The organism is Klebsiella sp. B345 (assembly GCF_051131735.1).
GTDB lineage: Bacteria > Pseudomonadota > Gammaproteobacteria > Enterobacterales > Enterobacteriaceae > Klebsiella.
Window position 1 is genome coordinate 3,519,182 of record NZ_CP180443.1, and the last position, 14,926, is coordinate 3,534,107.

11 protein-coding genes are annotated in these 14,926 nt (G+C 57.8%); 7 read left to right on the forward strand and 4 right to left on the reverse strand.

Going from position 1 to position 14,926, the window contains the following annotated elements; all coding sequences use genetic code 11:
• The first annotated feature begins 255 nt into the window (after positions 1 to 255).
• Positions 256 to 1,176 carry a carbamate kinase gene (locus ACMYSO_RS16510; RefSeq protein ID WP_434665997.1) on the forward strand — a complete coding sequence of 307 codons (921 nt, stop codon included), beginning with the start codon at positions 256 to 258 and terminating at the stop codon, positions 1,174 to 1,176.
• Here the strand turns inward: ACMYSO_RS16510 and ACMYSO_RS16515 are convergent, their stop codons facing one another.
• Both ACMYSO_RS16515 and ACMYSO_RS16520 read right to left on the reverse strand, forming a co-directional pair.
• The gene (locus tag ACMYSO_RS16515) at positions 1,177 to 2,679 is read right to left on the reverse strand and encodes a helicase HerA-like C-terminal domain-containing protein (protein ID WP_434666000.1); all 1,503 of its coding nucleotides are present in this window, start codon (positions 2,677 to 2,679) and stop codon (positions 1,177 to 1,179) included. It lies immediately after the preceding gene.
• A 101-nt stretch (positions 2,680 to 2,780) separates the two neighbouring features.
• Positions 2,781 to 3,602 carry a TIM barrel protein gene (locus tag ACMYSO_RS16520; protein WP_434666002.1) on the reverse strand — a complete coding sequence of 274 codons (822 nt, stop codon included), beginning with the start codon at positions 3,600 to 3,602 and terminating at the stop codon, positions 2,781 to 2,783.
• A 351-nt stretch (positions 3,603 to 3,953) separates the two neighbouring features.
• Between ACMYSO_RS16520 and ACMYSO_RS16525 the strand changes: the two genes are divergently transcribed.
• Positions 3,954 to 5,459 carry a CoA-acylating methylmalonate-semialdehyde dehydrogenase gene (locus ACMYSO_RS16525; protein ID WP_434666005.1) on the forward strand — a complete coding sequence of 502 codons (1,506 nt, stop codon included), beginning with the start codon at positions 3,954 to 3,956 and terminating at the stop codon, positions 5,457 to 5,459.
• An 18-nt stretch (positions 5,460 to 5,477) separates the two neighbouring features.
• A complete protein-coding gene (iolB, locus tag ACMYSO_RS16530; RefSeq protein ID WP_434666007.1) occupies positions 5,478 to 6,287 on the forward strand; it encodes a 5-deoxy-glucuronate isomerase in 810 nt (269 codons plus the stop codon).
• Between the two features lie 77 nt (positions 6,288 to 6,364).
• On the opposite strand, the gene ACMYSO_RS16535 is transcribed toward iolB, so the two are convergent.
• Both ACMYSO_RS16535 and ACMYSO_RS16540 read right to left on the reverse strand, forming a co-directional pair.
• A complete protein-coding gene (locus tag ACMYSO_RS16535) occupies positions 6,365 to 7,225 on the reverse strand; it encodes a MurR/RpiR family transcriptional regulator (RefSeq protein WP_434586573.1) in 861 nt (286 codons plus the stop codon).
• A 148-nt stretch (positions 7,226 to 7,373) separates the two neighbouring features.
• Positions 7,374 to 9,287, reverse strand: a complete 1,914-nt coding sequence (locus tag ACMYSO_RS16540) for a bifunctional 5-dehydro-2-deoxygluconokinase/5-dehydro-2-deoxyphosphogluconate aldolase (protein WP_434666010.1) — start codon at positions 9,285 to 9,287, stop codon at positions 7,374 to 7,376.
• A 528-nt stretch (positions 9,288 to 9,815) separates the two neighbouring features.
• On the opposite strand from ACMYSO_RS16540, the gene iolD reads away from it, so the two are divergent.
• The 4 genes from iolD to iolE are packed head-to-tail and all read left to right on the forward strand — an operon-like array spanning position 9,816 to position 14,667.
• Positions 9,816 to 11,756 (forward strand): 3D-(3,5/4)-trihydroxycyclohexane-1,2-dione acylhydrolase (decyclizing), encoded by a 1,941-nt coding sequence (gene iolD, locus ACMYSO_RS16545; protein ID WP_434666013.1) that lies wholly within the window; start codon positions 9,816 to 9,818, stop codon positions 11,754 to 11,756.
• A 47-nt stretch (positions 11,757 to 11,803) separates the two neighbouring features.
• Positions 11,804 to 12,817, forward strand: coding sequence for a Gfo/Idh/MocA family protein (locus ACMYSO_RS16550; protein WP_434666016.1), 1,014 nt, complete (start codon positions 11,804 to 11,806; stop codon positions 12,815 to 12,817).
• A gap of 42 nt (positions 12,818 to 12,859) precedes the next feature.
• Entirely contained in the window at positions 12,860 to 13,744 is an 885-nt protein-coding gene (locus ACMYSO_RS16555) for a sugar phosphate isomerase/epimerase family protein (RefSeq protein ID WP_434586568.1), read from the forward strand.
• A gap of 23 nt (positions 13,745 to 13,767) precedes the next feature.
• Positions 13,768 to 14,667 (forward strand): myo-inosose-2 dehydratase, encoded by a 900-nt coding sequence (gene iolE / locus ACMYSO_RS16560; RefSeq protein ID WP_434666018.1) that lies wholly within the window; start codon positions 13,768 to 13,770, stop codon positions 14,665 to 14,667.
• The last annotated feature ends 259 nt before the right edge of the window (positions 14,668 to 14,926 follow it).

Sequence of the window (14,926 nt, forward strand, 5' to 3'; positions counted from 1 at the left end):
AAACCTACAGTAGAAACAGGGGTATTCTGGTGAGGCAGATCACACTCACCTGATTGTGAGATTTTTTTTCTTCGCGCCGTCTTGATTATTAAAAATATTTAAAAGAAACCATTGTTAGAATTAATTTAATAACCATGGTGGGCTTAAGTTGAATTTTAAAATTGTTCTTTTGAGTCGGTCAATAATGATATTGCTCACGTTTTGTGATGATTATTTCGTTATGTTTTCAGACCATATTATTAACCGGAGGATAACATGAAAAAGACCATCGTCATTGCGCTGGGTGGGAATGCCCTGCTGGCACGCGGTGAAGCGTTAAGTGCTGAAAATCAGTACCGTAATATTGCGCAAATTGCCGATGTGGTGGCCAGTCTAAGCCAGGAGTATCAGGTGGTGATTGTGCATGGTAATGGCCCGCAGGTGGGGCTGCTGGCATTGCAAAATCAGGCCTACAGCGACAGCCCGGCGTGGCCGCTGGATGTGCTGGTAGCCGAGACCCAGGGGATGCTGGGCTATATGATTGCTCAGGTGCTGGGAAGTCGGGCCGGGATCCCACCGGTCATCACCCTGTTGACCCGAGTCGAAGTGGACGCCGCTGACCCAGCGTTTCGCCAGCCCGGGAAATATATCGGTCCGGTGTGGGCTCCGGAGGAGCAAAGTGCGCTCGAGTCCCGTTATGGCTGGCAGATGAAAAAGGACGGCGATTATGTCCGCCGGGTAGTGCCGTCGCCAAGACCACAAAAAATCCTTGAGCGGCAGGCCATTAGTCAGCTGCTGGCCGACGGCAACGTGGTGGTTTGTGCGGGCGGCGGCGGCACGCCAGTGGTGGAGGAAAACGGCAGTTATCAGGGTATGGAGGCGGTGGTGGATAAAGATCTGGCGGCGTCGGTTTTGGCTCAGTCGCTACAGGCACAAGCGCTGCTGATCCTCACCGAGGCTGATGCCGTTTATCTTGACTGGGGGACCCCAAAGGCGCGCGCATTACGCACTGCCACCGTGGACGATCTGCGGCCGCTGGCCGTGCCGGATGGCGCAATGGGGCCAAAAGCAGAAGCCGCGATCCAGTTTGTTGAGATGACAGGCAACCCGGCGTACATCGGCGCGTTGCGTGACGCGCCAGCTATCCTGCGGGGCGAAAAGGGCACCCTTATCGCCCCGGCAGCGGCGTGCGTCTGACTAGCGCCGCCTGCCACCCAGTAAACTTCCCAGCATGCCACGCACAATCTGATTGGTGATTTGCCGCGTGGCGCTTTTCGCTGCCGTTTGCACCAGGCCATCCCGCTTGCCGCCTCGTGGCCCGGTAGTGCCGAACAGAATATCTTTTAGTCCACCGAGCAGACCGTCGTCATCGCTGACCGTCTGGCCTTTGGCCGGTGGTGCCGCCTGTTGATCCACGCTGGCCTGAACCCCTTTTTGCAGCATTTCAAACGCCGATTCGCGGTCGATTTCTTCCTCGTATTTGCCGTACAGCGCGGAGTGGTTAATCAGGCCGTTGCGCTCGTCGTCGGTCACCGGCCCCATCCGTGAGCACGGGGCGATGACCATGGCGCGTTCGACCACCGACGGGCTGCCTTTCTCATCGAGGAAGGAGATCAGCGCCTCGCCGGTGCCCAGCTCCTGGATCGCCTGCTCGGTGCTGAAGGCCGGGTTGGCGCGCATGGTCTGCGCCGCGGTTTTCACTGCTTTCTGATCTTTTGGCGTAAAGGCGCGCAGGGCGTGCTGAACCCGGTTGCCCAACTGACCCAGAACCGCATCGGGAATATCCGATGGGTTCTGCGAGACAAAATAGACCCCCACGGCTTTGGAGCGAATCAGGCGGATCACCTGCTCGATTTTATCCAGCAGCACCTGCGGGGCATCGTTAAACAGCAGATGCGCTTCATCGAAGAAAAAGACCAGTTTGGGCTTATCCAGATCGCCGGCTTCCGGCAGACGCTCGTAGAGCTCAGAGAGCATCCACAGCAGGCTGGCGGCGTAGAGCTTCGGCATCTGATACAGCTTCTCGGCGCTGAGGATATTTATCACCCCTTTACCGTTTTCATCGAGGCGCATCCAGTCCTGGATATTGAGCATCGGCTCACCGAAAAAGTGTTCCGCTCCTTGCTGCTCAAGGGTCAGTAGGCCGCGCTGAATGGCGCCGACCGAGGCGCTGCTGATATTGCCATACTGGTTCTGGAAGGTTTTGGCGTTATCGCCGATGTACTGGGTAATGGCGCGTAAATCTTTGAAATCGAGCAGCAGCAGGCCGCGATCGTCGGCGATGCGGAAGATAATATTCAGTACCCCGGACTGAACCTCGTTGAGGTTCAGCAGGCGCGCCAGCAGCAGCGGCCCGAGGTCCGACACCGTGGCCCGTACCGGGTGGCCTTTCTCGCCGAAAATATCCCATACCACCACCGGGTTGGCATGCGGCTGCCAGTCGCTGACGCCGATCTTCTCCAGCCGCGCCTGTAACTTCTCCGACGACTGGCCAGCTTCGGCAATCCCGGTCAGGTCGCCTTTAACATCAGCCATAAAGACCGGCACGCCGATCTCTGAGAAGGACTCCGCCAGCTTTTGCAACGTGACGGTTTTACCGGTGCCGGTAGCGCCGGTAATCAGGCCGTGACGGTTGGCCATTCCTGGCAACAGGTGTAACTGCGTTTCCCGCGTGCGGGCAATCAGCAGGGGTGTGCTCATGATCGATTCCTCCATTTATCTATCCTGCGTCGATTATAGGCAAACTGGCGATAAAAAGAGGGGAAGAATCGACATCCTGATACGGAGTATCTCGGTTTTCCTCAGCCGCAGTGCTGTTGAATCAGGGCGATGCTGCGCTCTGTCTCACGGCGGATATCGGCTTCATTCCAGGAGGCCAGCTCCGGTGCAAAAGGCTCGAACGCGTACACGCCCCGGTAGCCGCGTGCTTCCAGTTGCTTGATTTGCTCACAGCTTTGCAGCCTGTCATGGGCCGTCAGCATGATCCGCTGATCGTCGGTGAGGTTTTCCCGCGGGCGGGTGTCCTCCACGCCGGATAGGTGCACCAGGCCGATTTCCGCGACATCCAGTTGGGCAAACTCAGCCTCCGCCTGCGGGTAAAGATGGTGGTGGAAGGTATCGATCAGCAACTTAAACGGCACCTGCGCGTCGCGGATGAGTGCCTGTGCCTGGGCGGCGGAACGCAGCGAACTCTGCGGGAAGCCCAGAGGCTCCACCAGCCCCTGCACACCGTAAAAGGCAAACAGGGGTGATAGCTGGCGCAGCGCGTTCAGCGTCTCGCTGGCGGACACCTCGCGGCCATCATTCAGTGGGCACAGCACCAGCGATTTTGCGCCAATGGCACGGGCCTCTTGCAGCAAGGATTCGGTAAGGCTACGCACCTGTTCCGTGCAGCAGTTGAAAGGGTAGACGGCATTGATGGTCAGGATCTCGATGTGGTAGCGCTCGGCCAGCTCGCGCACTTGTTGATGGCTCAGATCGTCGGTCACATGACCTGAGGGCAGATCATTACGTAGCTCGACCTTATTCAGCCCAAGACTGTTCACCAGACGGAAAAACGCCTCGATGCTCAGGGAAGGGGCGATCTTACGATTCAGACAAAAACGCTGCAGTGCGATAGCCATGTGGCTCTCCTGGAAACGGTAGGATGGGTTCGTTCGATTGCCTTTAAGTCAAAACATTTATTTCAAAATTATCAATAACTGAAATAGTGATTCTTTGAGCTGCTTCGCAATTAATCGTGCTTTCAGCCTCAGGCGACCCTCCGGTACAGCTGGCGCGCTGCCTGAAGCGCATCGATCGCGCTTTCCGCTGAAAACTGAAGCCTTGTGGATGGGAAATGCGACAGTCATCACCAAAATAGAATTTCATTTCACATCATCATTGAAATATACATTTCATTTTACTACGGTTATATAACAGCAAAATCGGAGACGGGCCGCAGCGTTGGCCTACCAACACCATGAGGCAAGAACATGACGATCACAGGAAACTTTATTGGCGGGAAAACCGTCACCAGCAGCAGCAATGAAACGATGCCGGTTTACGATCCGGCGACGGGGAAAGTGGTTCGCGAAGTCACGCTGTCGACCGCGCAGGAAGTCTCTGACGCCATTCAGGTGGCCCGTGAGGCCTTTGAAAGCTGGTCGCGTACCACGCCGCTGCGCCGCGCCCGGGTTTTGTTCAACTTTAAAATGCTGCTGGAACAACATGCGGAAGAGCTGGCGGGGATTATCGTCAGCGAGCACGGTAAAGTGTGGTCGGACGCGCTGGGTGAACTGACGCGCGGCCTGGAAGTGGTTGAGTTTGCCTGCGGGATCCCGCACCTGATTAAGGGCGAGTACTCCTCGGACGTAGGCACCGGGGTCGACAGTTATTCGCTGATGCAGCCGCTGGGCGTGGTGGCGGGCATTACGCCGTTTAACTTCCCGGCGATGGTACCGATGTGGATGTTCCCGCTGGCGCTGGCCTGCGGCAACAGCTTCGTACTGAAGCCACCGGCGCTGGCGCCAACCGCAGCGGTGCGCATGGCGGAACTGCTGAAAGAGGCCGGCCTGCCGGACGGTGTCTTTAACGTAGTGCACTGCAGCAATGAGGACGCCGAACAGCTGTATACCGATCCGCGCATTGCGGCGGTGAGCTTTGTCGGCTCTTCCGGCGTTGCCGAATATATCTACAAAACCGCCAGCGCACATGGCAAACGGGTGCAGGCGTTTGGTGCGGCGAAAAACCACGCCATCGTGATGCCGGATGCGGACCTCGATGCCACGGTCAATGCGATTATGGGCGGTGCGTTTGGTTCTGCTGGCGAGCGCTGCATGGCGCTGCCGGTCGTGGTCGCGGTGGGCGATGAAACGGCAGACAAACTGATTGCGCGCCTGAAACCGCTGGTGGAAGCGCTGAAGGTCGGGCCGGGCTGCTTGCGCGGCAAAGACGAAAACGAAATGGGGCCGGTGGTTTCCGATACCCATCAGAAAAAAGTGCTGGGCTATATCGATAAAGGCGCCAGTGAAGGGGCTAAACTGGTGGTCGACGGGCGTAAGCTACGGGTGGCCGGCCATGAAGACGGTTACTATGTTGGCGGGACGCTGTTCGATAACGTCACGCCGGAAATGACCATCTGGCGCGAAGAGATTTTCGGGCCGGTGCTGGGCATTGTCAGGGTCGCGGACTACCACAGCGCGCTGGCGCTGGTGAACAGCCACGAATTTGGCAACGGCAGCGCCGTTTTCACCAGCAGCGGCCATACCGCACGGGAATTCGTGCATGATGTGCAGGCCGGGATGGTCGGCGTCAACGTGCCGGTGCCGGTACCAATGGCGTTCCACAGCTTTGGCGGCTGGAAACGCTCGGTATTTGGCGCTCTGAACGTCCACGGGCCTGACGGCGTGCGCTTCTACACTCGTATGAAAACCGCCACCGTGCGCTGGCCGGAAGGGCAGCAGACCGTATCTGAATTCAGCATGCCGACATTAGGCTAATCGGCGAAGGAGAGCGCCATGTCGTTACTGGCTAAATCACGCAAAGAGGGGCAGATCCAGCACATTACGCCGCAAAGCGCCGGCTGGCGCTATATCGGGTTTGATGTGTGGATGCTGAAAAAAGGGGAAACTATCCAGCTGGAGAGCGGCGACCGCGAACTGTGCCTGGTGCTGGTGGCCGGGCTGGCCTCGGTCAAAACCACGCAGGCTGATTTCCCCAACCTGGGACAGCGAATGTCGCCGTTTGAACGCACGCCTCCGTGGTCGGTGTATGTGCCGCCGCAGGACAAGGTTGAGGTGACGGCAGACTCCGATCTCGAGCTGGCGGTCTGCAGCGCCCCGGGCAAAGGGACGCTGCCGGCGCGGGTGATTCGCCCGCAGGATGTTGGCGTCGAGCATCGTGGTAAAGGCCGCAATCAGCGCCGGGTGCACAATATCCTGCCGGATAATGCGCAGGCCGATTGTCTGCTGGTGGTGGAAGTCTATACCGATGAGGGGGCCACCAGTTCGTGGCCGTCCCATAAGCACGATACCGCGCAGCCGGGCAAAGAGACGCAGCTGGAAGAGACCTATTACCACCGTTTCGATCCGCCGCAGGGCTTTGCATTCCAGCGGGTGTATACCGACGATCGTAGCCTGGACGCCTGCATGGCGCCGTCTAACCACGATGTGGTGATGGTGCCGCGCGGCTATCATCCGGTCGCCGCGATTGCCGGGTATGACAGCTATTACCTTAACGTGATGGCCGGGCCGGAACGCAAATGGCTGTTCACCTGGGAAGAGGATCACGCGTGGATTAACAGTCCTGATTATCCCCGCCACAACTGACATATCATTGATGTAAAAAGGGCCGCTAAACCTGGTTTAGCGGCCCTTTTTTGCCTGCGTATCGCGAGTGACCGGGGTCAGGCGAGGTTCTGCTGAGCCTGAGGCTCTTTGCTGCTGTTCAACGCCAGCGAAACGGCGAGGGTCTGGGCCAGGCACAGGGAAGCGACCTGCGAGCGGAAACCGTCCACCTGCGCTTCACGCACGACGAAACAGACATCGCTGAAGGCCGCCAGCGGGCTGACCTGGCTGTCGGTAATGGCAATTTGCCGCGCTTTACGCTGGGCGCCTAGCTCTACCAGCTCCACCACTTCACGTGCATAAGGCGAGAAGCTGACGGCAATCACCACGTCTTTCGGTCCCACCAGGCTCAGCTGTTCGGTGAACATTCCGCCGAGGCCGTCGATCAGGAACGCCTTACGATCAAGGTGGCGCAGCGCATAGGTCAGATAGGAGGCGACGCTAAACGAGCGGCGCAGGCCAATTACATAGATGTTCTCGGCTTCCGCCAGCAGACCCACCGCCCGCTCAAGATCGTCCCCGGAGGTCTGCATCGCCAGCTGCTGCAGCGCCTGGGTGTTCACCATGGTAAACATATTGAGGATTTCCGTCGGCGTTTCCGGCGGGGAAGTTTCATCGTTGGTGGTCTGACGGAACAGACGAGCACGCTCGGTATAGTTGGCAGTCTCTTCCATCAGATGCTGGCGGAACATCTGCTTCATTTCGTTAAAGCCGCTGAAACCGAACGCATTAGCGAATCGGATCAGCGTTGACGGCGGGACATCCGCCTGTTGAGCAATGGACGCGACGGTATCGAACGCGACGCTATTGCTGTTATCCAGAATATAACGTGCCACCTGCTTTAAGCGTTTGCTTAAGGTATCGTAGCGACGCCGAATTTCATCCTGCAGGATGGTCAGTTGGGTCGGATTATTAGCCATAGATTGCGCTCTGATAAAATGAAAGGAATATAACTTCCAGTGTACCAAATGAAGCGAATTTTTCATTTATTGCGATGAAATACGCGATTCATTTCACGAACAAACAGCAAAAAGCCCGCCCGAAGTGGGCGGGCCGCTGGGATCGACGTTAGCCGCGGGCTTCGCGCCAGTAGCCGATAAGCGTCAGATAGTTACGTTTCACTTCGTCGATCAGCGCCTCATCGCTAAGCTCACCCTGCATCCAGCGACGCGAAGGCTGACCAAAGATGGTGCGGCCGACGGCAAACCCTTTGATGATGGGGTGACCGGCGGCCTCGGCAAAACCGGCGCGCAGGCGGTCCGGTGGCGCATCCAGGCCGAGCAGCAGGATCCCACGACACCAGCTATCTTCACGGGCGATCAGCGCGCTGATCTGCTGCCAGCAGGTGCTGGAAAGCGGCGGCAGCTTCCACCAGTCCGGCTGAATACCGAGCTGATAAAAGTGTTCCAGCATGGTGTAGTAATGACGTTCGTCTTTTTCCGGGCCGTTTTCCGGGAGGATCACTTCCAGCAGCAGTTCGTGCCCGGACTTGTTGCAGGCCTGCCAGACCTCCAGCAGCAGCGCATCCTGTTCCGCCCGCAGCGAGGCCGGGTCCGCCGGGTGATAGAACACCAGGCATTTCACCACCTGCTCCAGCGGCCAGTCGATCAGCTGCGACCCGATACTGCCGTGTTCCAGGCGCAGCGGACGAGAGCCCGGCAGTTCGATAGGACGGCCAATCCACCACCCTTTACCGGTAATGGCGTTCAGCGCCCGCTGACCGTAGGTGCCGTCAGCGAGGATCCCGCTGCGCTGGTCGAGCCCGGCCTCCTGCGCGGCGGCTTCCGCGGCGGACAGCAGCAGGAGTTTGAGCGGAGGAATACAGGACTCATCTCGTCCGGTTTCCCGGGCCAGATCCGCCAGCTGCTTGCGATGATCAAAGGCAAAAATACACAGCTCCGGCCACGCCTGACGGCGGCTGGTGACCCGGTGCAGGTGGTTCAGACGCGCATCGGTGTCCGGACGCGGGACCGACTCCGCACGTTGCAGATAGTCATCCAGCTCAACTTTAGTCGGCATCGCCGGCGCGCAACCGTGGCGTGAAACCACCAACGCGCCGCAGGCGTTGGCGTAGCGGCAGGCCTGAACCCAGCCTTCATCATTCAGCCAGCCGCGCAGCAGACCGGACATAAACGCATCCCCGGCGCCCAGTACGTTGAGCACCTCAACCCGCACGCCCTGCTGGAGCGGCACGCTGTCCCAGCTATCGGGAATATCACCTTCCAGCGCCACGCAGCCCATCGGACCACGTTTGCACACCAGGGTCGCCCTGGTGGCGTGGCGGACGTTTTTCAGCGCCGTCAGAGTATCAGTGCTGCCCCCGGCAATATGAAACTCTTCTTCTGTACCGACTACTAAATCGAACAGATGTAGCACTTCCTGTAGCTGGCTGGTGACCGGATCGGATTCAATGAAACGCGTTTCACCGTCCCCCAGCGAGGTCAGCCCCCACAGCACCGGGCGATAATCGATATCCAGCGCGGTACGCAGGCCGTGGCGGCGGGCGTATTCCAGCGCTTTCAGCACGGCGGCACGGGTATTAGCGTGTGAAAGATGGGTGCCGGTCACCGCCAGCGCGCGGGAAGAGGCAATGTACTCCTCGTGAATATCCTCAGGCGCCAGCGCCATGTCAGCGCAATTATCACGGTAAAAAATGAGGGGGAAGGTCTCCTGGTCTTTAATCCCCAGCATCACCAGTGCGGTAAGACGCTGTTTATCGGTGATCAGGAATTCGGTATCAACCCCGGCCCGACTGAGCGTTTCACGCAAAAAACGGCCATTGTGCTCATCACCTACGCGCGCCAGCATGGCGGATTTTAACCCCTGAATAGCGGTGCCATAGGCGACATTACCGGAAGACCCGCCCAGATATTTAGAGAAACTGGCCACATCTTCTAGCCTTGCACCAATCTGCTGGGCATAGAGGTCGACAGCCACCCGGCCAATACAGATGACGTCGAGCCGCTTTACTGCTGCATTCATAGCGAGGATTTCCTTTTGCATATCTGCTGTACGGAAGGGTCGGGATTCCGACAAGGTCTCCACAAACAGCCTGAAGGTGAACGGTTGTTCTTAGTGTGAGAAATAAATATTTCATTTGCAAACTTGTTCGAAATTAAAAAACCAAAAGTGTGAAGGATCTACCACTCTGCCGCGCCAGCCCGCGTTCAGCAACGGATCGCCGGTGGTGATGGCTTCGGGGAGTGGGTGGTCAGATGAGAGAATGCTTTGTGTCTGATTTTTAACAGGATAGTGACGCGGAAAACCGCATGGCAAGTGCGCTGAAGGGGGGATGACGGGCGGTGAAATGGCTGAAACGAAGAGAGAGTTTGATCCCTCTCGCAAAATGAAATGTTTTTTCTGTATTCCTATTTAATGAAAAAAATGTTTGCCTATAATCCAAAAGTATTCCAGTGGACGTTAACGATCTCCCAACAACCGTGCAAACCGTGCGGCGCGGGAAACGCGGCGAACCCACAGACAAAAGCTGAACAATAAGGATTGTGCAAGATGGGCAAACTGAGGCTGACAATGGCGCAGGCGCTGGTGAAGTTCCTTGATAACCAGTATCTGGAAGTGGATGGCGTAGAGCATAAATTTGTTAAAGGGATTTTTGCCATCTTTGGTCACGGCAATGTGCTGGGGTTAGGCCAGGCACTGGAACAAGACAGCGGTGAAATGCGGGTTTTCCAGGGGCGTAACGAACAAGGCATGGCGCACGCCGCCACCGGTTTTGCCCGCCAGTCTCTGCGTCGCCAGATTATCGCCTGTACCGCGTCCGTTGGGCCTGGTGCTGCAAACATGCTCACCGCCGCCGCGACGGCAACCGCCAACCGGATCCCGCTGCTGCTGCTGCCCGGCGACGTCTTTGCCACCCGCCAGCCGGACCCGGTTCTGCAGCAGGTTGAGCAGAGCTACGACCTGAGTATCAGTACCAATGATGCCTTCCGGGCGGTCAGCAAATACTGGGACCGCATTACGCGCCCGGAACAGCTAATGAGCGCCTGCATTAACGCCATGCGCGTCCTCACCGACCCGGCGGAAACCGGCGCGGTGACGCTGTGCCTGCCGCAGGACGTCCAGGGCGAAGCCTGGGATTACCCGGAGACCTTCTTCGCGCGACGCGTACACCGGCTCGATCGTCGCCCGGTCAGCGCGGCGCATCTGGCCGATGCCATTGCCGCCATCAAAGCCAGCCGCAAGCCGTTGATTATCTGCGGCGGCGGGGTGAAATATGCTGGTGCAGGTGAAGCGCTGTCCCGCTTTGCCGAGCATTACCAGATTCCGTTTGCTGAAACCCAGGCCGGCAAAGGTACGGTGGTGTCATCCCATCCGCTGAACGTCGGCGGCGTCGGGGAGACCGGCTGCCTGGCCGCCAACCTGCTGGCGAAAGAGGCCGATTTAGTCATCGGTATCGGCACCCGCTTTAGTGATTTCACCACCTCTTCAAAATGGCTGTTCCAGCACCCCGGCGTGCGTTATCTGAACGTCAACGTCAGCAACTTCGATGCCTGGAAGCTGGACGGTATTCCGCTGCTGGCCGATGCCCGTGAAGCGTTGACCGCGCTGGATGAGGCGCTGGCTGACGCCGGCTGGCAGGCTGGCTGGGGCGCGCAGATTGCCAGCGTTCAGAGCAGCCAGTTAAAAGAGACGCAGCGTGTCTATCAGGCGCAGTGGCAGGAGAGCGGCTTTGTGCCGGAGGTTGACGATCGCCTGGATCGCGACGCGGTTTATCGCGAATTTCGCCAGATTACCGACTCCACGCTGACCCAGAGCAGCGTGCTGGGGGTGCTCAATGAGACGCTGCCGGCAGAGGCCGTGATTGTGGCAGCGGCGGGCAGCCTGCCCGGCGATTTACAACGGGTATGGCGCAACCGGGCCACCAACACCTATCACGTGGAGTACGGCTATTCGTGCATGGGTTATGAGGTGAACGCCGCGCTCGGCGTCAAGCTGGCGCAGCCGCAAACGGAAGTTTACTCGCTGGTCGGCGACGGCTCTTTCATGATGCTGCACTCCGAGCTGGTCACCTCCTTACAGGAAGGGGCGAAGATCAACGTAGTACTGCTCGATAACATGGCCAACGGCTGCATCAATAACCTGCAGATCGGCCACGGTATGGGCAGTTTCGGCACCGAATTCCGCTATCGCTCGGCGCAGACCGGGCAGCTACAGGGCGGGCTGATCCCGATCGATTTCGCCACCATAGCGGCAGGCTACGGCTGCAAAACCTGGCGCGTCACCACCCTGGATGAACTGCGCCATGCGCTGGATGCCGCGCGCCGCGAAACGGTCAGCACCCTGATTGATATTAAAGTGCTGCCGAAAACCATGGTGCACTCGTACGGCAGCTGGTGGAACGTTGGCATCGCCCAAACGGCATTGTCCGAACGTATTCGCAAAGTGGCTGAAATAATTAATGAAAAACGCGCCCAGGCGCGGGATTACTAACCTATAACGCTTACCTTGAACCCTACAGAATCACGGAGAAAACCACTATGTCACTCAAATTAGGTGTCATCGGCGCTGGCGCCATCGGTAAAGAACATATCCGTCGTTGCACCCAGGTCTTACAGGGTGCCACCGTGGTGGCGGTGTCGGACATTAATGCAGAAAGCGCGCGTGCGGCAGTGGCGTTACCAGGAGTACAGGCGGAGATCTACACCGACGGTCATGACGTGATTAAGGCCGGCGATGTCGATGCGATCCTGGTGACCTCCTGGGACCCGACGCACGAAGAGTATACCCTCGCGGCGATCGCCGCCGGCAAGCCGGTGTTCTGTGAAAAGCCGCTGGCGATGAGCGCGGAAGGCTGCCGCCGCATCGTTGACGCTGAAATGAAAGCGGGCCGCCGTCTGGTGCAGGTTGGCTTTATGCGTCCTTATGATGAAGGTTATCTGGCGCTGAAAAAAGTCATCGATGATGGCGATATCGGCGCACCGCTGATGCTGCGCTGCGCGCACCGTAACCAGTCGGTGGGCGAGAATTACACCACCGATATGGCGATCACCAACACCCTGATCCACGAACTGGACGTGCTGCGCTGGCTGCTGGATGACGACTATCTGTCGGTGCAGGTGCGCTTCCCGCGCTCCACTTCCCATACCCATCCGCGCCTGAGAGACCCGCAGATTGTCTCGTTCGAAACGCGCAAAGGCACCCTGATCGATGTTGAAGTGTTTGTGAACTGCCAGTACGGCTACGACATCCAGTGTGAAGTGGTCGGCGAAACGGGCATTGCCCGTCTGCCGGAGCCGTCTGCGGTGCAGATGCGTAAGAGCGCCAACCTGTCGACCGCCATTCTCGTCGACTGGAAAGACCGCTTTATTAAAGCCTACGACGTGGAACTGCAGGCCTTTATCAATGACGTGAAGGCCGGTCAGCTGCAGGGGCCTTCGGCGTGGGATGGCTATGCGGCCTCGGTGGCGGCCGATGCCTGCATGCAGGCCCAGGAGAACAGCGGGCCGGTAGCGGTCGCGTTGCCTGAGTGCCCGGCGTTCTACCAACGCTAATCCCTTTCTCGCTTTCGGAACGTCTTTGAACAGGTAACGACGATGAAAATTGCTTTCGACGTTGATGTGATTCGGGATCTCGGGATTACCCGCATGGTCCAGCAGGTCGCGGAGTGGGGCTATCAGTACATTGAACAGTCGCCCCATCCGCAGATTAACCCGTTCTACAAGCATCCGCGCGCCAGCCGGGAAATCATCGCCGAATATAAACAGGCGCTGCGCGATAACGGCGTGGAGATCTCTTCGTTTATCTGCGTTTACCGCTGGTCCGGTCCGGACGAACTGCGCCGTCAGGCGGCGGTAAAAAACTGGAAACGGCTGATCGAAGTGGCGGTGGAAATGGGTGTGCAGGTGATCAACACCGAATTTTCCGGCGATCCGAATCAGCCGGAAATCTGTGAAGAGATGTTCTATCGCTCGATGGAAGAGCTGTTGCCTGTGATTGAGCGTGAAGGCATCCGGCTGGAGATCCAGGCCCATCCGTGGGACTTCTGTGAAGAGCACAATGAAACCGTCGATATTGTGAAGTCGTTCCGCAGCGAGAATGTGAAGTACGTTTACAGCGTTCCGCACACTTTCTTTTATGACAAAGGGAAGGGAGAGGTGGAGAAAATGTTGCGTTATGCCGGCAACGATCTCTCCCACGTGCTGATTGCTGATACCCGAAATCATACCCGGCACTGCCGCTATATCGTCAATCCACCAGGAGTGGATGCTGCGGTTCATCAACATGTTGGCGTGGGCGAGGGCGACGTTGATTTTGACGCGCTGTTCCGCACCCTGCGCGAGATGAACTTTGCTGAACAGACCTTCAAGGTCGGCGGCCCGCCGATTGTTGCCGCGTCGCTGTTTGGCTACCCGGAGAAGATGAAATACCAGGCGGTGGAAACCCGTGAACTCATCGAACGTGAATTGCTGCGTCGTTAAGACGCGGCAGCAGGAGCATTAACATGAACAAAGATAATGTGAAACTGGCGATTGCCCCGATTGGCTGGACTAACGACGATATGCCTGAACTGGGCAGCGAAAACACCTTCCAGCAGACGGTTAGTGAAATGGCGCTGGCCGGGTTTAGCGGAAGTGAAGTGGGCAGCAAGTACCCGCGCGATCCGGCGGTCCTGAAGCCGATGCTCGATCTGCGCGGTATCCAGATCTGCAACGCCTGGTTCAGCACCTTTTTTGCCAACGGGCAGCGGGAAAAGACCATCGACGAGTTTGTGAATCACATGAACTTCCTCCATGCGATGGGGGCGAAGGTGATTGGCTGCTCCGAGCAAAGCGGCAGCATCCAGGGGCTGGAAAAGCCGATTCTGGGAGAGGTCAAACCTTGCTTCAGCGAAGAAGAGTGGCAGCGGGTTGCCGAGGGCTACAATACCCTGGGGCGTCTGGCCGCTGAAAAAGGGATGCAGGTCTGTCTGCACCACCATATGGGAACCGGTATTCAGACCACGGAAGAGATCGACAAATTTATGTCGCTGGTGGATGACAAGGTGTTCCTGCTGTACGACACCGGCCATGCCTGGTATTCCGAAGGTGGCGAAGCGCCGATGCTGGCGATCCTCGAAAAATACCTGCCGCGCATCAATCACGTGCACCTGAAAGATGTGCGCCCGGCAGTGATTGAGCAGGTGCGTCGTGAAGGGCTATCATTCCTTGATGGGGTGAAAAAAGGCACCTTCACCGTGCCTGGCGACGGGGTGATCGACTTCCGTCCGGTATTTAAACTGCTGGATGATTTTGGTTACCGCGGCTGGATGGTGGTGGAAGCCGAGCAGGATCCGGCGCTGGCAAACCCGTTCGAATATGCGCTGAAGGCACGAAAGTACATTCGTGAAACAGCAGGAATCTAATCGTTGATCCATTTTCAGGCCACGCCCCGGTGTGGCCTGCTTTTTTCCCCTTCACGCTTATCACCACAATACCCGCTAATCAGACCGAGCCGATTTTCCCCCGTTGGCGCCACGCGCCGCCTGCAGGGCGTTTCTTATGGCTATAAATCATCTACGTTGCAGCATTTTGTGATCCAGCCTGAAAAATGCACACTTCCGGCTTTCAGCCCATTTACCTTCCCTTTGTCGGCGGCATAGTATGAATCTTATATAAAAGAAC